This window comes from Thermodesulfatator autotrophicus, assembly GCF_001642325.1.
Classification (GTDB): Bacteria; Desulfobacterota; Thermodesulfobacteria; order Thermodesulfobacteriales; family Thermodesulfatatoraceae; genus Thermodesulfatator; species Thermodesulfatator autotrophicus.
On record NZ_LSFI01000048.1, the window covers coordinates 1 to 20,172 of the forward strand.

Below are 20,172 nucleotides of genomic sequence, written 5' to 3' on the forward strand. Positions count from 1 at the left end.
GGACACAATTACTGAAATACTACCAAAAATTTTTCCCATAATGGAAAAAAATTTCCCACCAAGTGGAAGAAGTTTTCCCATAAACAAAAATAGCCACTTATAAAGCTCCTATTTTCTTTATTTTTCTCTTTTTTTCAGCATCAAACAAATTGGCATATTTTTTGCTTAAATAATTTTTGAAAAATACAAAAAAGGAGGTGATAAACAAACGTGGTCGGTTGATGTATTTACACAATTTTTTTAGTTGATTTTTAAAGCACTTTAAACGAAGGAGGGGGGATATGTTTAAGAAACTATTAGTTGGATTATCTTTAGTTTTGGTAGTATTAGGTCTGGCTGTAACAAACGTAAAAGCTGTGCCTGAAGCGGTTGATTTAATTTTTGTAGTAGATGAATCCGGTTCTATGGGAGGAGAGCATACGTGGTTAAGCCAAATGGTTGAAGATTTAGAACAGGCCTTGCTCAATGTAGGTGTCGGAACCACTATACCCAATAGATATGCTTTAGTAGGTTTTGGTGGAGATAATACACATGAACCCGGCCATAAACATCTTGTTGGTGGTGGTGATTGGGGAGATGTTAACGATATTAAAAACGCTTTTAGTTCTTTACTTACTAATGGTTTAACTGAAGACGGTTATGATGGAATGGAGGTAGCTCTTACCGAATATGATTTCAGAGCTAATGCGGCAGTTAATGTAATCTTGGTAACCGATGAAGATCGAGATGTTTTGGACAGGAACCTTGATTACAATTCCATACTCAGTCTTTTCCAGCAGAAAAATGCCCTGCTTAATGTTGTTGTTAACCATACTTTTTTTAACAGTGATAATACTCAACGTGCTCTAGGTATTACATCCAGCAGTTCTTTTATTGCTGATGGGACCGGTGGCTATACCGAAGATACCAACGGTTATATTCTTGGATCTGGCTATGGAACTACTTATGACGACTATGTAGCTTTAGCTCTTGCCCTAGATGGTGCAGCCTGGGATTTAAATATACTTCGTAGCGGTGGCCTTGATGCTACTTCTTTTACAAAGGCATTTATAGACATCAAAGTTCAGGAAATTCAGCAGCAACAGCCCATTCCTGAACCCTCTACGGTTATTTTGATAGGTGTTGGCCTTGGAGCATTGGGCTTTTACAGATTAAGAAAGAAAAACTAAACTCTACTAGAAGAGAGGCGGAAAGTTCCGCCTCTCTTTCTTTTAAATACAGCAACCCTAACGTTTCTCACGAAAAATTACTTTCACCGGGCTCTTCTCAAAGCCAAGTTTTTCCCGCAGGCGGTTTTTAAGGTAGCGCTCAAAACTTTTGGGAATTTCGTCGGGATAGTTAGTGAAAATCACAAAAGTGGGTGGTCTGGTCTCTACCTGGGTGCCGTAGTAAAACTTGATGCGTTTCCCTGTGCTTGCGTAAATAGAATGGTCCTGCGTTATTTCTTCCAGGGCCTTGTTTACTTTCCAGGTGGGTACCCTGGTGGAATATTCTCTGTAAATCTCGTCCACCTTAGGGAGTATATCTTTTATCCGCCGGCCGGTTTTGGCTGAAACAGTTATAATTGGCGCCCAGGGAACAAACCTTGCCCCGTAGCGTATCTGCTGCATTAGCACGTTGGCCTCTTCTCTTTTGCCGTCAAGCAAATCCCACTTGTTTACCACGATAAGGCAACCTTTATGGTTTTTGTCAATTTGGGAAAGTATTTTCTGGTCCTGGTCAGTGATGCCTTCTTCAGCCGTAAGCACCATAAGGGCAATGTCAGCCCGTCTTAAGGCCTCAAGGGCCTTGTCCACACTGAATTTTTCAACCCGTTCTTTTATGCGTGGACGCCTTCTAATTCCTGCTGTATCAATAAGCAAATACTTGCGGCCGTCAGGAAGCTCAAGGAGGGTATCCACGCTATCACGGGTGGTTCCAGGCACATCAGAGACGATCATACGTTCCTCACCAAGGAGACGATTCACCAGAGAACTTTTGCCAACATTTGGGCGGCCAAGCACCGCCAGTTTGACGATGTCTTCTTCCAGGTCTTCTTCCTCGGTTTCTTCAGGCAAAAACTTGGCTATGACTTCTTCAAGGTCATCAAGGTTTCGCTTGTGTTTGGCGGAAATACCCACTATTTCGTCAAAACCAAGGACATAAAAGTCAGATAGCACCTGGTCCAGGCGAGGGCCGTCTAGCTTATTCACCACCACAATGATGGGCTTTTCAAGCTTATGAAGATAAGCGGCAAGTTCTTCGTCAACCGGGGTGATTCCTGCCTGGCCATCTACTACAAAGAGAATAAGATCTGCCTCTTTCAGGGCCTTTTCCGCCTGGGAAAAGATTTCTCTGGCAAACCGGTCTTCGTCTCCTGGAAGCAAACCGCCTGTGTCAATAAGCGTTACCTTGCGGTCAGCTATCTCCGCCTTGGCATAAACCCTATCTCTAGTAACTCCAGGAGACTTTTCCACCAGGGCCTTTCTTGTTTTTGACAAAGTGTTAAAAAGCGTAGATTTACCTACATTTGGCCTACCAACTATGGCTATACGAAACGGTTTTCCACTCATTTTTTACCTCTTCAGGTTTTCTTTATTTTCTAAGCTCGCTATAATGCGAGCCATGGAAAAGAAGATAAGCTTTCCTCTAAAAGATAAAAGGGTTTTAGAGGAACTTCATGCCGGAGATTTTATTTTTATAAGCGGCACTCTCCTTGCCGCTAGAGACCAGACCCATCGCAAACTCTTAGAACTACTTGAAAAAGAAAGACCTTTGCCGGTTTCTCTCTCTGGCCAATGTATTTATTATGTTGGCCCAACTCCTGCCCCACCCGGGAAACCCATAGGTTCAGCCGGGCCCACTACCTCTTACCGTATGGACGCTTATACCCCTGCCCTTCTTGCCCAAGGAGTCTGCGCCACTATGGGCAAAGGTAAGCGATCTCAAACAGTAAAGGAAGCGTTACTTAAACACAAAGCCATTTATCTGGCAACTTTTGGTGGAGCAGGGGCTTATCTTTCTAGATGTATAAAAGAAGTACGCCCCCTTGCCTTTGAAGAACTCGGGCCAGAAGCCCTTCTTGAACTTAAGGTGGAAGACTTTCCCGCGGTGGTTATTAACGACCTTTACGGCCGTGACTTTTACGAAGAAAGCCAGGAAGAATGGGCAAAAATCCTTGCGGGAGAAAGGACATGATAATCAAAACCTACGAAGTAACCATTAAAACCCAGGGCTTTTGTGACATACACGACTTAACACCTTTAGCCCAGAGATTTATTGAAGAAGCCGGGTTAACCGAAGGTCAGCTCTTAGTCCATGTGCCTGGCTCAACAGCAGGCGTCACTACCATTGAATACGAGCCTGGTGTTTTAAGCGACCTTTGCCGTGCCCTTGAAAAAATTGCCCCGCAAGATATTCCCTACGAACACGATAAAGCCTGGGGCGACGGAAATGGCTTTTCCCATGTAAGAGCCGCCTTAATGAAACCCAGTTTGGTAGTGCCAGTGGCTTCTGCCAGCCTTCTTCTTGGCACCTGGCAACAAATTGTTCTCCTTGACTTTGACAACAGGCCTCGCAATCGCCGCCTAATTTTCCAGGTAATGGGGAGGTAAATATGCGCCTTTTAAACGCCAACAAAGAAGACGGAATAGCCTTTATTGATAAGCTTATAAATCGTTTCCAGTCCTTTCCGGAAAAATACGAAGAAAGCGTGCGCGAAATCATAAAGGAAGTGAAAGCTAGAGGGGACGAGGCTCTGGTTGATTATACCCGTAATTTTGACTGCCCTTCTTTTACCCGGAAAGACCTTGAAGTTAGCCTTGAAGAAGTTGAAAGGGCTTATGACCAGATTGACACCGAACTTTTACAGGCCATAAGGCTTGCTATTGCCAATGTAAAGGATTTTCACAAAAAACAAAAAGAGCGCTCCTGGATAGAAACCCGCCCGGCGGGAGCGGTGGTAGGGCAACTGGTGCGCCCGGTGGAAAGGGCCGGGCTTTACGTGCCTGGAGGAACTGGCGGCGAAACCCCGCTTATTTCCACAGTAATAATGACGGCGGTGCCAGCCAAAGTAGCCGGAGTGGAAGAAGTCGTCATGGTCTCACCACCTAACAAAGAAGGCCGTTTACACCCTGCCCTTCTGGTAGCGGCTAAAGAAGCCGGCATTAACTGCATCTTTAAAATCGGGAGTGCCTGGGCCATAGCGGCCCTGGCCTTTGGCACGGCTTCTGTCCCCAGGGTGGACGTTATCTGCGGACCGGGGAATATCTACGTAACGCTTGCCAAAAAGATACTGGCTGGCGAAGTTGGCATTGACATGATTGCCGGGCCAAGCGAAATACTCATCATTGCCGATGAGAGCGCCAATCCAGCCTGGCTTGCGGCTGATCTTCTCTCTCAAGCTGAGCATGACACCCTGGCCACTGCGGTTATGTTGACGCCTTCAGAAAAACTTGCCAAAGAAACTACCAAAGAAGTTAAAAAGCAGCTTAAAAAGCTTCCGCGAAAAGAAGTTGCCGAAAAAGCCCTTGAAGAATACGGGGCTATTTTGCTGGTGAAAGATCTATCTCAGGCCTCAGAGCTGGCCAACCATATTGCTCCAGAACACCTTGAGCTTTGCGTGAAAGACCCGTGGAGCTTTCTTGCCAAGATAAAACATGCTGGAGCGGTTTTTTTAGGGCACTTTACCCCAGAGGCCGTGGGAGACTATATTGCCGGGGCCAACCATGTGCTTCCTACCATGGGTTGTGCTCGTTACGCTCAAGCGCTTGGAGTTCACGTATTCCAGAAAAGGCTTAGTGTGGTGGCTTATTCTTACGAAGCCCTTAGCGAAGAAGGCCGAGCGGTGATAAAACTTGCCGAAACCGAAGGCCTTTCGGCCCACGCCAATTCCGTAAAAATTAGACTGAAAAAGTAATGGCCTAATTATGAGCTTGAGGGTAATTGTCATAGGCGCTGGAGAAGTAGGTTACTATCTGGCTGACCGCCTTTCTTTAGAAGGGCATCACATTGTAGTGATAGACAAAGACGAAGACAAAATTAAGCGCCTTGAACGGCTTTTAAACGTAATGGCTATCCAAGGGTCTGGCGCTTCGGCCAAAGTTCTTGAAGAAGCAGGCATAAAAGAAACCGACCTTTTCGTGGCTGTAACCAGTTCTGACGAAATCAACCTTATAGCCTGTCTCCTGGCGAGAGAATATGGAGTGCCGAGGAAAGTAGCCAGAGTCAGAAGTGAAGACTATCTTTCGCCTGACTCTCCCCTTAATGAACAAAAATTAGGCATTGACCTCATAATTAATCCGGCAAGGGTTCTCGCAGACGAAATCGTCAAACTCTCAGAAATAACCGAGGCTACAGACTGGGCGGAATTTGCCAGAGGCAAAGTGGTGCTCATGGGTTACGTAGTAAAGGAAGGAAGCCCCCTGGCGGGTCTTTCTCTGGCTGACCTTAGGGAACTAAGGGCCCTTTATGACTTTGTCATTGTGGCCATTATTAGAAACAACGAAACTATTATTCCCAGAGGCTCTGACGTTATTAAACTTAATGACAAAATATTTGTCATTGCCAAGAAAAAAGACATTCCTGCTATTGAAACCCTCCTGGGGTTCAAAACCGAAAAACCCAAAAAGGTGTTTATTATTGGCGGCGGCCAGGTAGGGCTCTGGGTGGCTCAGCGCCTTGAGGCCCGAAAAATAGAAGTTTACCTAGTAGAAAAGGACGAAGACCGCTGTGAAGAGCTAGCTGAAGAACTTGAAGATACGATTATTCTAAACCTTGACGGCCTTGACGCCCAGGAACTCAAAAAAGAAGGTATAGATCAGGCTGACCTCGTTATTACCGTAACTGACGTTGATACGGTAAATATTTTGGGTGCGCTTCTGGCCAAGCACCACGGAACCAAAAAATGTATTGTGCGTATAGACCGCCCGGATTTTATTCCCCTTTTAAGTAGCCTTGGTATTGACGTGGCTTTAAGCCCAAGGCTCCTTGCCGCTAACCAGATTTTACGCTTTGTCAGACGGGGGCAAATTTTGTCAGTGGCTACCTTTCTCGTAAGTGATGCCGAAGTGGTGGAAATGGTTATCCCGGAAACAGAATTTTTCAGCAAAGGTAGAAGACTTGAAGAAGTAAAGTTCCCCCAGGGGGCTATTGTAGGGGCCCTTTACCGGGCCGGTGAAGTTATAATCCCCAAAGGAGAAACGGTGCTTCAGCCAGGAGATGACCTGGTAATATTTGCTAAAAGAGAGTCCCTTCCCAAGCTAGAACAGCTTTTTTCCACATGAGAACTGGAACTTTTCTCTACATTTTGGGCTGGTTTTTGGTCTTTTTCTCTGTGACTTTGTTTTTCCCAGGGCTTGTAAGCTATATTTACCACGAGCCTGTCCAGCCGTTTATTTATTCCGAGGCCATAACTCTCATCGTAGGCGTATTGTTGATTTTTCTAGTTAAGCCTGAAAGAGAAATTGGCTATCGTGAAGGCTTTGCCGTGGTAGTCTTTTCCTGGCTGGCCGCGGGAATTTTTGGAGCCCTTCCCTTTGTCTTTTCCGGTCACCTTGGTTTGGTAGATGCCCTCTTTGAATCTGTTTCTGGCTTTACCACTACGGGTTCTACGGTCTTTGACTCTTTGGAAGAGTTGCCGCGCGGGCTCCACTTCTGGCGAGCCCTTTCCCAGTGGCTTGGAGGCATGGGTATAATCGTTCTTTCTCTTGCTATTCTGCCTTTGCTGGGGATAGGCGGCATGCAGCTTTACCAGGCGGAAATGCCAGGCCTTACTAAAGACAAACTTACCCCACGTATCCAGGATACTGCAAGAATCCTCTGGGGTGTGTATTCCTTTTTCACAGTATTTGAAGTGCTTTTACTTCTAGCCGGCGGGCTTGACCTTTATGAGGCCCTTTGCCACGCCTTCACCACCATGGCTACTGGTGGTTTCTCTACTAGGACTGCCAGTGTGGCCGCCTTTGACAGCGCTTATCTGGACTACGTTATAACCTTCTTTATGTTTGTAGCTGGCGTTAACTTCAGCCTACATTATCGCTTTTTGAAGGGAGATCTAGGGGCCTATTTCAAGAGTGAAGAATTCAAGTTTTATCTATTAATTGGCCTGGCGGCAGTCTTTATCTGCATGTTTTTTAATTACATCTACGGTACTTATAGTAACCCTTCACTTAATTTTCGTTATTCCCTTTTTCAGGTCTGGTCTATTATGACTACCACTGGTTACGGCACAGCTGATTTTGACCTGTGGCATCCAGCCTGTAAACTTTTACTTTTAATTCTTATGTTTTTTGGGGGAATGGCTGGCTCAACCGGGGGTGGTGTAAAACAAATAAGGTTTCTCATTTTGTTTAAGTTTATCCGTTTTCAATTCCGTAAACTCATTCATCCCAAAGCCGTAGAAATAATTCGCTATGAGGACAAGAAAGTAGCTGAAAGTATTATTCAGGCCATCTTGGGCTTTATGGCCCTTTACGGCTTATTTTTCGTGGTGGCAAGTTTGCTGGTGTGCGCCCAAGGAATTGACATAATCACCGCTACTTCTGCAGTTGCCGCCACTTTAAACAACATTGGCCCGGGTCTGGCCATGGTTGGGCCAACCAAAAACTTTGGCTGGATGCCTGACTTTTCAAAGCTGGTGCTTACTTTTTGTATGCTGGCCGGCCGTCTTGAGCTTTATACGGTGGCCATCCTTTTTACCCGTAGCTACTGGCGCGGCGCCAGAAAACCCACCTGGCGGTTTTAATCCCTCCCAAGGCGTATATTTGGAAGCTTTTTATATAACAGAGCGTCATCGCGAGGGGACGTAGTCGCCGTGGCGAAGTGACCCTACCAGGTCTTATACGAGGAGCACGAAGTGAGACGAAGCGACCCTACCAGGGTCGTTACGAGGAGGTGCGTGAGCACCGACGAAGTAATCCCCTGAGATTGCTTCGCTCCGCTCGCAATGACGCAGTAGGGAGGCTCGCAATGACAACCCAAAATTGTCATCTGTTTTACGCTCTCATTAATAATATCAGGTCGCTTCCGAAAAGGCCGCTTCGAAAAGTTCTCTAAACTCTTAACTTTTACGGCGAAAGGAGCTTAACCATAAAAGTCAAAGCCCTCCTGATATCTCCTTCACTGAGATGGGGATAGGAGGTCAATATGTTTTCAATGCTGTCCCCAATAGCTGGCCTTTCAAGAAATAGTTCCACTAGACCTTTCCCATTTACCCGTCAGTATCAGGATAAAAATTTTTGTCCAGATGGAAGCCAATAAGTCCGGATTCCCGCTGAAAAATTGCCTGAGAATTAGCTGCAAAAATAGGCCATTTGGTCATGAAATGTCATGAAAGAAAATTTTCAGCTAAAAACTGGAAGCTTTAATATCTCTTGGAAAGGGTGGTGCCCGGGGCCGGAGTCGAACCGGCACGGGGTATTACCCCAGGGGATTTTAAGTCCCCTGCGTCTACCAGTTCCGCCACCCGGGCAAATAACAAAGAGCTATTAACATATTTAAAACCTTCCTGCAACTTGAGCAAGGCGTCTAAATGCCTTGAAGCTCAAATAACGCCGGCCTGGCGTAAAAATTCAATAATTTTTGCCACCACTTCCTCTGTGTTTAAATGGTCTGTCTCTATGATAAGATCGGCATAGCGTTGATAAAGAGGCTCACGTTGAGCAAGAATACAGGCCACTTCTTCCTCTAAACTCTTGTTCGTAAGAGAAGGCCTGAAAGAACAGGACTTTTCATCCTGCTCTAAACGCAAAAGAATTACCTGCGGCTGAGCTTTAAGCCATATAAGAGAGCTGTTGGCCTTTATCAGGTCCATTTCGTCAGTATGCATTACTGAGCCGCCACCAAGGGCTAATACCAAGTTATCTCTTTGGCCCATCTCGTAAAGGGCCTCTTTTTCAAGCTCTCTGAAATATGGCCAACCCTTTTCTTCAACTATTTCAGTAATACTTTTGCCAACCTTATTAACGATGTATTCGTCAAGGTCTAAAAATGGCAGGCCAAGACGCCTGGCTAGTTCTTTCCCTACAGAAGTTTTTCCTGTAGCTCTAAAACCAATAAGGACTATTTTCATTGGTAAAGGCCTTCCAGAACTTCCCAAAAGTTGGGAAAAGACTTAGCCACACAGCCAGGATTCAAAATAACCATACCATGCGCCACCAGGCCCAAAATAGCAAAGGCCATGGCTATGCGGTGGTCATCATAGGTTTCAATTTCAGCTCCCTTTATGTTATCCGTTCCCTCTATGATTAAGCCGTCTTCTAGTTCCTCCACCGGCACACCGCATTTACGAAGTTCAGTAGCCACAGCCTTTAACCTGTCAGTCTCTTTAAAGCGTAAGTGAGGAACGCCCCTGATTATGGTCTTCCCTCTGGCTTTAGCGGCAACTACCGCCAGAGTGGGCACCAGATCTGGATAACGCCCCATGTTTATATCTATTCCCCGAAGAGGGGTTTCAGGATCTCGGCTAACGGTAACTCCCTGCCCGTAAGAAATTTCACAACCCATGCGCGAAAGGATGCCAGCAAAGGCAGCATCTCCCTGAAGAGAGTCTTTGGGAAGATTGGCCACCGTTACTTTTCCACCCACCAGCGCTGCCGCTGCTAGAAAATAAGAAGCACTTGAGGCATCAGCTTCTATTTGATAATGTCTTGCTTGATATTTCTGGGGCTTAACAAAAAAAGACTCTTCTTTTTCTTCAACTTCTGCTCCGAAATTTTTCATAATAGCCAGCGTCAAATCCACATAAGGCCTTGAAACTAAAGGACTGGAAAGTTTTATAACCGCAGGCTCTCTGGTATAAGGCCCTACTAGCAAAAGAGCCGAAAGAAACTGGCTACTCTCTGAAACTGAAAGACTGACTTCTCCTCCTAAAAGTCCTCCACCGGTGATTTTAATTGGTAAAAAACCTTCTTTTTTAAGACAGGAAAGAGACGCCCCCCAGGCTTGCAAGGCTTCAATTAAGGGCTTAAAAGGCCGCTCACAAAGCCTTTTCGTTCCAGTCAGCACAATGGGAGTTCCTTTGCCCAAAGAAGAATAGGCCAGAAAAAATCTAGCTCCGGTACCGTTGTTGCCCATAAAAATTTCTTTACCACTAAGCCTGGGGCTCCCTACTACCCCGCCAATCCTTAAAGCATTTTCAGAAAATTCCACCTTAGCACCAGTAGCAGCCAGGGCGTGGGCCAAAAGATCTGGATCTTCGCTTCGTAATGCATCTTCAAGGATAGATTCCCCTTCTGCCAGCGCTGCACAAATTAGGGCCCGCTGCGTTATGCTCTTTGAGCCAGGCACCTTGACCTGCGCAATTAAAGGCCCATCAAGCGGCTTAATTTCTTTTCTGGTCATTATTTTCTCCTAAAAGTTCTTTTTCTGCCGCTTCTCTCATTAAAGAAGCCTGAGGCCTCGTTCCAAACCATAAATAAAATTGTTCAATACCTTGATAAACAAGCATGGAAAGACCGTCTATAATTTTGCAACCGGCTTTTTCGGCCTCTTTTAAAAGGCGGGTTTTTAAAGGTTGATACACAATGTCCATAACCACTTCAAATTGAGAAAGGATTTCTTCTGGCACCGGGCTTTTATCTTCTTTCAAGCCCACACTGGTAGTTTGAATAAGAATATCGCCTGAAGCATTTTTTAACTCTTCCCACGGGAAGGCCACACCGCCTAAAGTTTGGGCCAATTTTTGAGCCTTTTCAAAGGTGCGATTGTAAATGACCACTGAAGCACCTTCTCTTATAAGGGCATAAACCACGGCCTTGGCCGCTCCACCTGCTCCTACCACCACGGCTTTTTTCCCAGAAATATCTATCTTCTCTTTAAGCGCCTTTTTAACGCCAATCCAGTCAGTATTAAAGCCTAAAAGCAGACTGTCTTTATTTACTATGGTGTTTACCGCGCCGATTTTACTGGCCACAGGGTCTATATCATCAAGCAAAGGTATAACCGCTTCTTTGTGAGGCACAGTAACCGAAACGCCTTTTATGTTAAGAGCTCTTATTCCTTTTATACCCTCTGAAAGATTTTGAGGGGCAAGAGGCAAGAGCCCATATACCGCCTTTATCCCCAGGCTTTTCAAGACGGCGTTGTGCATAGCTGGGGATAAAGAGTGAGAAACCGGCCAACCTATAATTCCATAAGTGTCCATATTGAAAACTTTACTTAGAGTTAACACAAAAGAAAAGTTTTTATTGGATTGTTTAATAGGTTTAACCCTAAAAAATACAAACTTGTCAAAAGGCTAAAATAACAGCAAAATTTGATATATGTTAAAAATTTTACGACAAAGCTGGCTTGTTATTTTTCTACTGCCCTTAGCTGCCTCTATCTGCCTTTTCTATTACTCCTACCAGCGTCAGCAAATCATCTCTCAAGCCAGTAAAGAAACCGAAATATTTATCGCTACCGCCGAGGCCACCCGTTTATACGTAAAGGAAGTTCTGCGCCCCAAAATGTATAAAATTTTTTCTGATGAGCGTTTTATACCTGAAGCCATGTCCACTTCTCATGTGGGTCGGGAAATAATGAAACGCATCGGTAAGCATTTTCCATATATGGAATACAAAAGGGCGGCTATTAATCCGCGCAATCCTTTAAATAAGGCTGATCCTGTGGAGATAGAGATAATTGATAGATTTAAGAACTCAAAAGAAAAGGAGTTGACTCAACTGGTTCTGCGTAAAGGGGTTATGTGTTTTGGACGTTTCAGGCCCATTTACGCCGAAAAATCCTGTCTTAAATGCCATGGAGATCCGGCCAGGGCCCCTAAAGAACTGGTAGAAATATACGGGAAAGAGGGAGGATATTATTATAAACCAGGCCAAATCGTAGCTATTGATGCCGTCTATATTCCTGTAGGCCAGGCTCTGGCCAATCTTAAAAAACAGGTTGTTTCCAGTTTTATTTTTGGAATAGGGCTTCTTTTTTTCCTGGTCTTTTCTATAAGGTTGCTCCTGCAATATGAATTTCTTCCCCGTTTAAGAAAGCTTTCTATCTATCTGGGAAGCATTATTCCCGGTGAAAGATTCAAAAATCTATCTGCTGATGATAACGTAGAAAGGATAACTTCTTCTTTAGAAGACCTGGCTTTAGAAGTAAAACGGGCGCACCGGGAACTAAAAAAATCAGAACAGAAATATCGTTCCCTTTTTGAATCGTCTCAGGACACTATCTTGATGTGGGACCAAAGCTGTAAATTAGTAGATATAAACCCTGCAGGACTTAAGTTTTTTGGTTTCATAAACAAGGAAGAAGCCCTTAGCATTGAAACCATTGAACAACTTTTCTGGGACCACCAAGACGCCCTTAAATTTATAGACAAATTAAAGGAAAAAAGTCAAATAAAAGACTGGGAAACTACCGTAGTAAATAGAGAAGGGAAACGTTTTCAAGTCCTAGTTACAGCCAGTAAAGCCATTGAAATAGACAGATTAATCCTTTATGTGGGCCTATTTAGAGACATAACCGAAAAAAAACTGATGGAAAAACACATTATTACCACGGAGAAACTGGCGGCAGTAGGGCAGCTAGCAGCAGGGCTTGCTCACGAAATAAACAATTCCTTAAGTGTAATTAAGTGCTACGCTAATCTTTTAGCCAAAAGCAATTCTAAAGATACGCAAGCCTTAAAAGACCTGGAAGTAATTAAAAAACACGTAAAATTATGTCAGCAAATCCTCCAGAATCTGCTTAATTTTTCTCGCCCCACTGAATATAAAAAAGATAGGGTAAACATAAACGACATTATCAAAGAGGTAGCCGAACTTTTTGCTGCAAGGCTCAAAAAAAGAGAAATAAGCCTTTCTCTTGAGCTTTCACCTGACCTCCCGGAACTTTTTCTTGACCGGGACAAAATGAAACAGGTCTTTATGAATATGTTTTTGAACTCTCTTCAGGCCATTGATAAAAAAGGAGAAATTATCGTCAGCACTTACTTTGACTACCTTAAAAACCAGGTAATAATAAAAATAAAAGACACCGGTTGCGGTATTCCTCAAACAATCATAGACAAAATATTTGACCCCTTTTTCACTACCAAAGCCCCTGGAGAAGGCACAGGCCTTGGTCTTTCAGTAAGTTACGGTATCGTAAAAGACCACGGAGGCCAGATTTTAGTGGAAAGCCAGCTTGGACAGGGAACGACTTTTACCATAATTTTGCCAGTTGAGATGACAGTATGAAGGGAACAATCCTCATAGTTGATGACGAAAAAGACCTTTTGGAAGGACTCAAAAGGCTTATTGAACCTGAACTTGATTGTACGGTTTTTACGGCAGAAAACGGCCGAAAGGCCTTAGAAATTCTTGAACAGCAGGACATTGACCTAATCCTTACCGACATACGCATGCCAGAAATGGATGGGTTTTCTTTGCTAAAGGAAGTCAAGAAACTACACCCCGATATAACTATCGTTATCATCACTGCTTACGGCACTATTGAGCAGGCGGTGCGAGCAGTAAAAGAAGGGGCTTATGATTTTATTCAAAAGCCCTTTGAAGATGAACAACTCCTCCACGTGCTTAAAAAGGGGTTAGAAAGAGGTCGTCTTATAAGGGAAAACAAGCGCCTCCAAAGTCAGCTAGGCGATAAGGTTTTTGAAAATTTTGTAGGGCAAAGTGCTCGCTTAAAAAAAGTTATTGAAACCATTCGTATGGTAGCTCCCACTGATGTAACAGTTCTCATTCTTGGAGAATCTGGCACGGGTAAAGAATTAGCTGCTAGAGCGGTTCATGCTTTAAGTCGTAGAAAAAACCAACCTTTGATAACGGTAAACTGCCCAGCCCTTCCTGAACCTATTCTTGAAAGTGAGCTTTTTGGATATCGTAAAGGAGCTTTTACCAACGCCACCACTGACCACCGGGGCCTTTTTGAAGAGGCCCATGGTGGGACTATTTTTCTTGACGAAATTGGCGACATAACGCCATCGGTTCAAACCAAACTTTTGAGAGTCCTTCAGGAAAAAGAAATAAAACCTCTGGGTTCATCGCAAACTAAAAAAGTTGACGTACGCATCATTGCTTCTACCAATCAAAACCTGGAAGAAAAAGTAAAAGAAGGCTCTTTTAGAGCTGACCTCTTCTATCGCCTAAATGTGGTCACCATTGAGATGCCCCCCTTAAGAGAAATCAAAGAGGATATTCCTCTTCTGGTAAACCATTTCCTTAAAAAAACAGCCGAAGAACTGGGTATGCCCCCTAAATACATTTGCCCTGAAGTAATTGACTTTTTCATGGAATATCACTGGCCAGGGAACATACGAGAACTTGAAAACGTAATCAAAGCTGCGGTGGTAACCTCTCCCTCTGATATTATCTCCCTTGAAAACATTCCTTTAGCCCAGAAAAAGGGCTTTTCCCCTAAATTTTTGATAGAAAAAGATCCTTCCGTAGATATTGATTTTTCTTTGCCTTATAAGGTCCTTAAAGAAAAAGTTCTTTCCAATTTTACCGTAGCTTATGTAAAACAGCTTCTAGAAAAGACCAGAGGAAACATAACCCGGGCTGCCGAAATAAGCGGTATCAAAAGACAATCCCTCCAGAAGATTTTAAAGCGCTATGGCCTAGACCCTGCCAACTTTAGGTAACATCTGACTGCCAACTATAGTTTGCAGTGCCAACAAACGTTGGCGTTTTTTTGTAAATAGAGATTTTCAGTTTTCTTGTTTTTTCAAGCTTTTAGCCTATCCCCATTTTGTGAAATTTTGGAACAAAGTTTGCTTTTATAAAGTCAAAAGACGAAAAAAGGGGGGGTGAGAAAAGAAAATAGGCGGATTGGGATAGGTATAATTTTTCTAAAAATTTTGGAAGGAGGAGAAAAATGGCGGAAGAAAAAAAGAAAGAAGTTCACGGAACAGGTTCTTTGAGTGCTGATGCTCTTGAGGCAGAAGACGTTTTATCTGGGGCTGAGCCCTGGGAACCATGGGAAACCAAGTTAGTAGTGGGTTCTTTTATAGTTGCCTTTATTATTCTTCTTATCGGCCTTTTCATTGTGCCAACTTCAATCATTAATGCCGGAGGTTAGGAATGGAGCTCCAGGCAACTATCTGGCACGATGGCAAAAACTGGGTGGTAGAAGCAGAGGGCTTTAAGGTAAAGGCCTCTGAACTTGACGAGCTTGACCGCAAAGTGGCTAGTCTTATCAAAAGTGACCCTTATTTCGCCAATAAAGGGATTAGGCGGGTCAATATGTTTTTTGACATGATGACTATTCCCCAATGGATGCGGCAATACATGCAGCATTATTTTTCCCGCATCATAGAACTTGAGGAGGTGAAGTAATATGTCTCAGGAGAAGAAAGGCTGGACTTATGGCATGCTCACCCAGGAAGACTGGTGGGCAGTATGGATTGGCGGTTTTTTTATGATTTTGGGCCTTTTGAGCGTGTGGGGTATTGATTTAGTCGGTTGGATTACTTATCCCAAAATCTGGGTATTTAAGATGCCAGAAGGGGCTGTTCCCAAAAAGATAGTCCCCTGGTATCAAGCTTTCTACCCTCTCGGAGCCAAGTATAGCTTAACCGCTAAAAAGTTCTGGAAATCTATTGGACCTATTGGAGGTATTCTCATTACTTACGTAGCTTTTACCATCCCATTGTGCATAGGTGCTTATTTTATGCGCTGGAACGTACGTCAGTTTTTCCTGGGATGGACGGTTATCTTTTTCCTGACTTATCTTTGCTGGTTTATCGGGCACCATGCCTTTTTCGCCGCTACCACCGTACATCTCAAGAAAAGTAACTTCCCTGATATGTTTACCCTTTCTCTTGGTGGTGGTGCCTCTTTCATCCTGGCCCTTATTGTAGGTTTAATAATTGGAAACTTTTTCAAACCTCTGGCCAGGTTTCTTTCTGAGGCAGCCAAGCCCGAATGGTATATCAAGACGGCTATTGTGTTTTTGGGTGTTAAAGTAGGTTATCTTCCCATTAAAATGGCCACCTTTTCCCAGAAACTTGGGCACAAAGTGGCTGGACTCACCTTTGAGTTATTCCTAGCAGGTGCTGTAGCTACCTTTGTGGCCTATCTCATTTTCTGGCCAGGTATTTATACCATCTCCCGTAAGATTTTTAAGCTTCCACGTAAGACAGCGGCCGTTCTTGGTTCTGGTATTTCTATTTGTGGTGTTTCTGCCGCGGTAGCTACCGGTGGAGCCGTTAGGGCTAAGCCTGTGGTTTCCATAATGGTTTCGGCGCTGGTGGTAGTGTATGCGGTGATAGAGCTTATTATTCTCCCCTGGTTTTTTACTTACGTATGGCCTGGGCCAGAAGGGGCTTTAGTTGCCGGCCCGGCCATGGGTCTTTCCGTTAAAACCGACGGTGCAGACGCGGCTGCTGGTGAACTTCTTGATGAACTTATGCGGGCTAAAATAGCCAAAGACACCAACGGTGCTGTGCAGTGGCCTGAGGGAATCATAACTGTAAGCGCAGTTGTTACCAAACTCTGGATTGACATGTTCATTGGTCTCTGGGCTTTTATTTTAGCCCTGCTCTGGTGTTATGTAGTAGAATGCCGTCCAGGTGAAAAAGTCCCGGCCATAGAAGTCTGGCATCGCTTCCCTAAATTTGTCATCGGTTACTTTGCCGCCTGGATTATATACTTAACCATCTTCTTTGGTCCTGGACACGCTGGTGCACCTGAAGGTATGGCTATTTTAAAAGCCGCTAAGGCTGGAGCTGTTCCCGTAGAAAAAGGTATGCGAAAGCTCTTTTTCATGCTTACCTTCTTAAGCCTTGGTATCATCACAGACTTTAAAAAGCTAAAAGAGGCCCAGTTTGGTAAGATGGTCTGGGTCTATCTCATAGGTCTTTTCTTCTTTATCATTCCAGTGGCCTGCTTGATCTCCTGGCTCTTCCACCAGGGTATGGAACTCCCCAACATCGCTGGTATGGGCATTGAATAAGCTAAGAAGGGGGCTTTAAGCCCCCTCTTCTATTACACAAAAAGGTTGACACCATTAAAACGTTAAGTTAACTTTTGGGAAGCTAACATGTGGGGCCGTAGCTCAGTTGGGAGAGCGCGTGAATGGCATTCACGAGGTCGAGGGTTCGAGTCCCTCCGGCTCCACCAATTAAAAAGGTTTCTATATGGCCAGGCCTGAATTGATAAAAAATATCCCGCGCGAACAAAAAGCATCTCGCTTAAGCCCTGAAAACGAAATAGTCCTTAAAACCACTAAAGAAATTGTTGTAAAATTCATTGAAATGGGCCGTTGTTCCCCGGCTTCTTTTGACGAAGTTTTCAAGCAAGTCTTTAAAACCATCAAAGAAACTGTCACTTCCGAAGAAAATACCTAGCGAAATATTTCTTCACAGTTAATCTTAACCTAATCATGAAGAACAAAGATATTTATTTTATGCGTATAGCCTTAAAAGAAGGTCAAAAGGGCCTGGGGTTCACCTCACCCAACCCACCTGTTGGGGCAGTGATAGTAAAAAATGGCGAGATAATAAGCAAAGGCTATCACCGTCAAGCAGGCACCCCCCACGCGGAAATTCATGCCTTACGAGAGGCTGGAAATAAGGCCAAAGGGGCAACTATCTATGTCACCTTAGAGCCCTGCAATCACCACGGGAAAACTCCTCCGTGCACCCAGGCGATTTTAAAGGCGGGAATTAAAAGAGTAGTTATCGGCGTAAGAGACCCCAATCCCAAGGCCCAGGGGGGAGCTGAATTTCTTAAAAACCAGGGGCTTGAAGTAATTACAGGTGTGCTCGCAGAAGAATGTGCGGAACTCTGCCGCTTTTTTCTAAAATCTGTAAGAAAAAAGTTGCCCTGGGTGCTGGCTAAGGCGGCCATGAGCCTTGACGGACGCATTGCTACGCGTAGGGGCGATTCCAAATGGATTACAGGGGAAAGGGCCAGAAGCTACGGGCATAAGCTTCGTACTTTATGCGACGCTATTCTTGTAGGGAAAAATACTGTACTAAAAGATGACCCCTTACTTACCTGCCGATTGAGGCGCGGGAAAAATCCAGTTCGCATAATTCTTGACTCCAAACTTTCACTGCCTGTAGAGCGTAAAATTTTTCAAAATAAAGACGCCCAAACTATAGTGGCCTGCACCGAAGATGCCCCTCTTGATAAAGAAAAAAAGTTAAAAGAGAATTCAGTAACAGTGTGGCGGTTGCCAGAAAAAAACGGCCAGGTTGATCTTAAAGCATTACTCAGAAAGGCCCTTGAACATTATATTTTGAGTATTCTGGTTGAAGGGGGAGCCGAAGTTCACGGAAGCTTTTTTGAACAGAAACTGGTTGACGAAGTGGCCTTTTTTTACGGACCTTATGTTATCGGAGGAGCTACAGCCCCTTGTGCCGTAGGAGGGAAAGGGCCTGCCAAACTGGAGGAAGCCTCAAAACTCCCGCAACTTTCTTTAAAAAAACTGGGAGACTCTTTTTTGATTAAAGGCTATCTAACTTTACCGTTCAGTCTTACCCCCTGATAAATCTTTAAAAAGCTTTGCAGAAAGATAAAACATAAGTCCCGTTGTCATTGTATGTTTTTTACAAGGAGGTACGGAACACCAACGAAGTAATCCTTGTCTCGAGGTCTCGAGCGCTAGCGAAGGGAAGGAATCTCCAGATTTTCCTATTCGGCAAACCCGAGACGGTTCATTTTTTTCAGCGCTATCGGTCTTCAGGAAATAGCTCGTCTATAGGTAGGCCATATTTTTGTGAAATTTCTAAAAGGGTGGAAAAAAGTTCCTCACAGAGCAAACATACCCCTATTTTTTCTCCTAGTTCACGGTAAAATTTTTGTGCTTCTGAATACTTAATAATTATGTCAAGGAGGGTTTTGTTTTCTAGCTCAGACATTTTTTTAAAGCCTCTCCCAGGAAAGGTATTATTTCTTTTATTTGAGTAGCAGGACTTGGCTTAGCCAGAAGACCTGCCAGCCGATTAGTCTTAGCCGCTATTATACACGCTTCTTTTATCTCAAGGCCTTTTGCCAAAAGAGCTCCCACAAGCCCGGTGAGAGTATCCCCTGTGCCACCAATGGCTTCAAGGGCCTCAACCATAGGTTCTTCAACTTCGGCTTCAATGTGCCCATTGATAACCACCAGGTCTCTTTTGCCTTTTACGAGCAAGGCCTTAGCGGCATTTTTGTAGGCACAGGCACGCTTAATATACTCTTCCACTTTTTCTTCATCAGGAAAAAGAAACCCTCTTGTGTAAAGTGGATGAGGGGCTTTTTCGTCAGCTAAAAAGGCAAGCTCTCCAAGGTCTGGAGTAAAAAGGTCATAAGAAGGAGCAAGCCCTGCCATTTTAGCCGCATACATAAAGCCAGCATCAGCCACAAGAACTGGCCTTTGAGCCATCTTCTCTACGCCTAAAAAGGCTTTTCCCTGACCGTCAACATCAGGAAAGAGGTAGTGAAACACAAGCACTTTAAAATTTTTTGGGGGGAGGTCCCTGGAAAGTAACTCATAAAGCTTTTGGCTCCCAGCGCCTTTACCCGTATCTCCAACCAGGTAAACAAAGGGAGGAGACATATCTAAAACTTTAGCGGCTTCAATGGCAGCGGCGATTAGAGCAGGTGTCCCGCGGGTTACATCGGCTTCATAGCCTTTTAGATAAATTTTGTCTTCATCTGAAGCCGCTTCACCGTAAACCAGCGGAAAGTCAGGGTTAGGAACCGTGCCTACAATGGCAAGCATCTCTTCTTGGCCTCCTCAAGGGCCAACTGAAGGGTGTAACCACAAAGGGTATGACCGAACGCCCTTGGCTCTGGAGCCTGGTCTAACGGTTTACCTAACATAATAGAGGCCAGAAACGGCACATCCGGACATCCACCTCCAGAAATGTTCACTATAACTTTGGTTTTCTTGTCAACAGTGATTTTCATATTGGCCACATGAATCATCAGGTAATCACCAAAGTCTTTTACACGGCACATATCAACTGGTTCAAGCAGAGGATCCTTTACCGGTACTAAAGAAAGAGGAGACACCCGGTGTTCTTCAAGAAAGCGCAAAATTTCTAATTTGAGCATCAAGGGAATTTCTATAACCATATCACAACCCTGGCGCACCTCTGGGGGAGGGGCTTTAACTTTTACTGGAAAACCTTCTTTTTTTAATAATTCCTCAGCTCTTATCACCTCGCTGGTGTTTTCAAAAAGCAAAAAACCCTTTTCAACGCCTGAGTCTTTTTTATCTTCTTTATCTAAAGATAAAGAAAAAGGTAGTATTTCAGTAATTGTGTCC

Annotated in this window: 21 protein-coding genes and 2 tRNA genes; 14 read left to right on the forward strand and 9 right to left on the reverse strand. The window is 44.2% G+C overall.

Features of this window, described 5'->3' with window-relative positions:
* Positions 1-281 precede the first annotated feature (281 nt).
* Positions 282-1,169, forward strand: a complete 888-nt coding sequence (locus TH606_RS09510; RefSeq protein ID WP_068543302.1) for a vWA domain-containing protein — start codon at positions 282-284, stop codon at positions 1,167-1,169.
* Between the two features lie 57 nt (positions 1,170-1,226).
* On the opposite strand, the gene der is transcribed toward TH606_RS09510, so the two are convergent.
* The gene (der, locus tag TH606_RS09515) at positions 1,227-2,552 is read right to left on the reverse strand and encodes a ribosome biogenesis GTPase Der (RefSeq protein WP_068543305.1); all 1,326 of its coding nucleotides are present in this window, start codon (positions 2,550-2,552) and stop codon (positions 1,227-1,229) included.
* A gap of 43 nt (positions 2,553-2,595) precedes the next feature.
* Here der and TH606_RS09520 point away from each other — a divergent pair, with 43 nt between their 5' ends.
* The 5 genes from TH606_RS09520 to TH606_RS09540 are packed head-to-tail and all read left to right on the forward strand — an operon-like array spanning position 2,596 to position 7,723.
* Positions 2,596-3,177, forward strand: a complete 582-nt coding sequence (locus TH606_RS09520) for a FumA C-terminus/TtdB family hydratase beta subunit (protein WP_197460555.1) — start codon at positions 2,596-2,598, stop codon at positions 3,175-3,177.
* Positions 3,174-3,593: a secondary thiamine-phosphate synthase enzyme YjbQ gene (locus TH606_RS09525; RefSeq protein WP_068543307.1), complete on the forward strand. Its 420-nt coding sequence runs from the start codon at positions 3,174-3,176 to the stop codon at positions 3,591-3,593. The genes TH606_RS09520 and TH606_RS09525 overlap by 4 nt, the downstream gene beginning before the upstream one ends.
* A 2-nt stretch (positions 3,594-3,595) precedes the next feature.
* Complete coding sequence (hisD, locus tag TH606_RS09530; protein WP_068543310.1) at positions 3,596-4,897, forward strand: histidinol dehydrogenase; 1,302 nt, start codon at positions 3,596-3,598, stop codon at positions 4,895-4,897.
* A 10-nt stretch (positions 4,898-4,907) separates the two neighbouring features.
* Positions 4,908-6,263 carry a Trk system potassium transporter TrkA gene (trkA, locus tag TH606_RS09535; protein ID WP_082863608.1) on the forward strand — a complete coding sequence of 452 codons (1,356 nt, stop codon included), beginning with the start codon at positions 4,908-4,910 and terminating at the stop codon, positions 6,261-6,263.
* A complete protein-coding gene (locus TH606_RS09540) occupies positions 6,260-7,723 on the forward strand; it encodes a TrkH family potassium uptake protein (RefSeq protein ID WP_068543313.1) in 1,464 nt (487 codons plus the stop codon). The genes trkA and TH606_RS09540 overlap by 4 nt, the downstream gene beginning before the upstream one ends.
* A 322-nt stretch (positions 7,724-8,045) precedes the next feature.
* Here TH606_RS09540 and TH606_RS12120 read toward each other — a convergent pair whose 3' ends face one another.
* The 5 genes from TH606_RS12120 to TH606_RS09560 all read right to left on the reverse strand — a co-directional run bounded on the left by TH606_RS12120 (position 8,046) and on the right by TH606_RS09560 (position 11,122).
* Complete coding sequence (locus TH606_RS12120; RefSeq protein ID WP_082863609.1) at positions 8,046-8,174, reverse strand: DUF433 domain-containing protein; 129 nt, start codon at positions 8,172-8,174, stop codon at positions 8,046-8,048.
* A 187-nt stretch (positions 8,175-8,361) separates the two neighbouring features.
* Positions 8,362-8,449 (reverse strand) — tRNA-Leu (locus TH606_RS09545).
* A gap of 72 nt (positions 8,450-8,521) precedes the next feature.
* A complete protein-coding gene (locus TH606_RS09550) occupies positions 8,522-9,049 on the reverse strand; it encodes a shikimate kinase (RefSeq protein WP_068543315.1) in 528 nt (175 codons plus the stop codon).
* Positions 9,046-10,320 (reverse strand): 3-phosphoshikimate 1-carboxyvinyltransferase, encoded by a 1,275-nt coding sequence (aroA, locus tag TH606_RS09555; protein ID WP_068543318.1) that lies wholly within the window; start codon positions 10,318-10,320, stop codon positions 9,046-9,048. Before aroA ends, TH606_RS09550 begins: the two co-directional genes overlap by 4 nt.
* Complete coding sequence (locus TH606_RS09560) at positions 10,301-11,122, reverse strand: shikimate dehydrogenase (protein ID WP_068543321.1); 822 nt, start codon at positions 11,120-11,122, stop codon at positions 10,301-10,303. The genes aroA and TH606_RS09560 overlap by 20 nt, the downstream gene beginning before the upstream one ends.
* A 118-nt stretch (positions 11,123-11,240) precedes the next feature.
* Here TH606_RS09560 and TH606_RS09565 point away from each other — a divergent pair, with 118 nt between their 5' ends.
* The 8 genes from TH606_RS09565 (at position 11,241) to ribD (ending at position 18,408) form a co-directional block, all read left to right on the forward strand.
* Entirely contained in the window at positions 11,241-13,154 is a 1,914-nt protein-coding gene (locus TH606_RS09565; RefSeq protein WP_068543324.1) for a c-type heme family protein, read from the forward strand.
* On the forward strand, positions 13,151-14,557 hold the full coding sequence (locus TH606_RS09570; protein ID WP_068543327.1) for a sigma-54-dependent transcriptional regulator: 1,407 nt from the start codon (positions 13,151-13,153) through the stop codon (positions 14,555-14,557). The genes TH606_RS09565 and TH606_RS09570 overlap by 4 nt, the downstream gene beginning before the upstream one ends.
* A gap of 233 nt (positions 14,558-14,790) precedes the next feature.
* Complete coding sequence (locus TH606_RS09575) at positions 14,791-14,994, forward strand: hypothetical protein (RefSeq protein ID WP_068543331.1); 204 nt, start codon at positions 14,791-14,793, stop codon at positions 14,992-14,994.
* Positions 14,995-14,996: 2 nt separating this feature from the next.
* Positions 14,997-15,251 (forward strand): DUF5395 domain-containing protein, encoded by a 255-nt coding sequence (locus TH606_RS09580; protein ID WP_068543335.1) that lies wholly within the window; start codon positions 14,997-14,999, stop codon positions 15,249-15,251.
* A gap of 1 nt (position 15,252) precedes the next feature.
* A complete protein-coding gene (locus TH606_RS09585) occupies positions 15,253-16,869 on the forward strand; it encodes a putative sulfate exporter family transporter (RefSeq protein WP_068543339.1) in 1,617 nt (538 codons plus the stop codon).
* A 91-nt stretch (positions 16,870-16,960) separates the two neighbouring features.
* Positions 16,961-17,036 (forward strand) — tRNA-Ala (locus TH606_RS09590).
* Positions 17,037-17,053: 17 nt separating this feature from the next.
* Positions 17,054-17,263 (forward strand): hypothetical protein, encoded by a 210-nt coding sequence (locus TH606_RS09595; protein ID WP_068543342.1) that lies wholly within the window; start codon positions 17,054-17,056, stop codon positions 17,261-17,263.
* 35 nt (positions 17,264-17,298) lie between these two features.
* Positions 17,299-18,408: a bifunctional diaminohydroxyphosphoribosylaminopyrimidine deaminase/5-amino-6-(5-phosphoribosylamino)uracil reductase RibD gene (ribD, locus tag TH606_RS09600; protein ID WP_082863610.1), complete on the forward strand. Its 1,110-nt coding sequence runs from the start codon at positions 17,299-17,301 to the stop codon at positions 18,406-18,408.
* Between the two features lie 184 nt (positions 18,409-18,592).
* On the opposite strand, the gene TH606_RS09605 is transcribed toward ribD, so the two are convergent.
* The 3 genes from TH606_RS09605 to TH606_RS09615 are packed head-to-tail and all read right to left on the reverse strand — an operon-like array spanning position 18,593 to position 20,165.
* Positions 18,593-18,781 carry a hypothetical protein gene (locus TH606_RS09605; protein WP_068543348.1) on the reverse strand — a complete coding sequence of 63 codons (189 nt, stop codon included), beginning with the start codon at positions 18,779-18,781 and terminating at the stop codon, positions 18,593-18,595.
* The gene (locus tag TH606_RS09610; RefSeq protein WP_068543349.1) at positions 18,769-19,623 is read right to left on the reverse strand and encodes an NAD(P)H-hydrate dehydratase; all 855 of its coding nucleotides are present in this window, start codon (positions 19,621-19,623) and stop codon (positions 18,769-18,771) included. Before TH606_RS09610 ends, TH606_RS09605 begins: the two co-directional genes overlap by 13 nt.
* Positions 19,608-20,165, reverse strand: a complete 558-nt coding sequence (locus TH606_RS09615) for a DUF3343 domain-containing protein (protein ID WP_231887777.1) — start codon at positions 20,163-20,165, stop codon at positions 19,608-19,610. The genes TH606_RS09610 and TH606_RS09615 overlap by 16 nt, the downstream gene beginning before the upstream one ends.
* Between the last annotated feature and the right edge of the window lie 7 nt (positions 20,166-20,172).

Excerpts from the sequence above, each read along its gene's own strand:
- TH606_RS09550 (WP_068543315.1), bottom strand. The coding sequence starts at position 9,049 with ATGAAAATAGTCCTTATTGGTTTTAGAGCTACAGGAAAAACTTCTGTA.
- TH606_RS09520 (WP_197460555.1), top strand. The coding sequence starts at position 2,596 with ATGCGAGCCATGGAAAAGAAGATAAGCTTTCCTCTAAAAGATAAAAGG.
- TH606_RS09570 (WP_068543327.1), top strand. The coding sequence starts at position 13,151 with ATGAAGGGAACAATCCTCATAGTTGATGACGAAAAAGACCTTTTGGAA.
- TH606_RS09525 (WP_068543307.1), top strand. The coding sequence starts at position 3,174 with ATGATAATCAAAACCTACGAAGTAACCATTAAAACCCAGGGCTTTTGT.
- TH606_RS09580 (WP_068543335.1), top strand. The coding sequence starts at position 14,997 with ATGGAGCTCCAGGCAACTATCTGGCACGATGGCAAAAACTGGGTGGTA.
- ribD (WP_082863610.1), top strand. The coding sequence starts at position 17,299 with ATGAAGAACAAAGATATTTATTTTATGCGTATAGCCTTAAAAGAAGGT.
- hisD (WP_068543310.1), top strand. The coding sequence starts at position 3,596 with ATGCGCCTTTTAAACGCCAACAAAGAAGACGGAATAGCCTTTATTGAT.
- aroA (WP_068543318.1), bottom strand. The coding sequence starts at position 10,320 with ATGACCAGAAAAGAAATTAAGCCGCTTGATGGGCCTTTAATTGCGCAG.
- TH606_RS09565 (WP_068543324.1), top strand. The coding sequence starts at position 11,241 with ATGTTAAAAATTTTACGACAAAGCTGGCTTGTTATTTTTCTACTGCCC.
- TH606_RS09510 (WP_068543302.1), top strand. The coding sequence starts at position 282 with ATGTTTAAGAAACTATTAGTTGGATTATCTTTAGTTTTGGTAGTATTA.
- TH606_RS09540 (WP_068543313.1), top strand. The coding sequence starts at position 6,260 with ATGAGAACTGGAACTTTTCTCTACATTTTGGGCTGGTTTTTGGTCTTT.
- TH606_RS09560 (WP_068543321.1), bottom strand. The coding sequence starts at position 11,122 with ATGGACACTTATGGAATTATAGGTTGGCCGGTTTCTCACTCTTTATCC.
- der (WP_068543305.1), bottom strand. The coding sequence starts at position 2,552 with ATGAGTGGAAAACCGTTTCGTATAGCCATAGTTGGTAGGCCAAATGTA.
- TH606_RS09575 (WP_068543331.1), top strand. The coding sequence starts at position 14,791 with ATGGCGGAAGAAAAAAAGAAAGAAGTTCACGGAACAGGTTCTTTGAGT.
- trkA (WP_082863608.1), top strand. The coding sequence starts at position 4,908 with ATGAGCTTGAGGGTAATTGTCATAGGCGCTGGAGAAGTAGGTTACTAT.
- TH606_RS09605 (WP_068543348.1), bottom strand. The coding sequence starts at position 18,781 with ATGTCTGAGCTAGAAAACAAAACCCTCCTTGACATAATTATTAAGTAT.
- TH606_RS09610 (WP_068543349.1), bottom strand. The coding sequence starts at position 19,623 with ATGCTTGCCATTGTAGGCACGGTTCCTAACCCTGACTTTCCGCTGGTT.
- TH606_RS09585 (WP_068543339.1), top strand. The coding sequence starts at position 15,253 with ATGTCTCAGGAGAAGAAAGGCTGGACTTATGGCATGCTCACCCAGGAA.
- TH606_RS09595 (WP_068543342.1), top strand. The coding sequence starts at position 17,054 with ATGGCCAGGCCTGAATTGATAAAAAATATCCCGCGCGAACAAAAAGCA.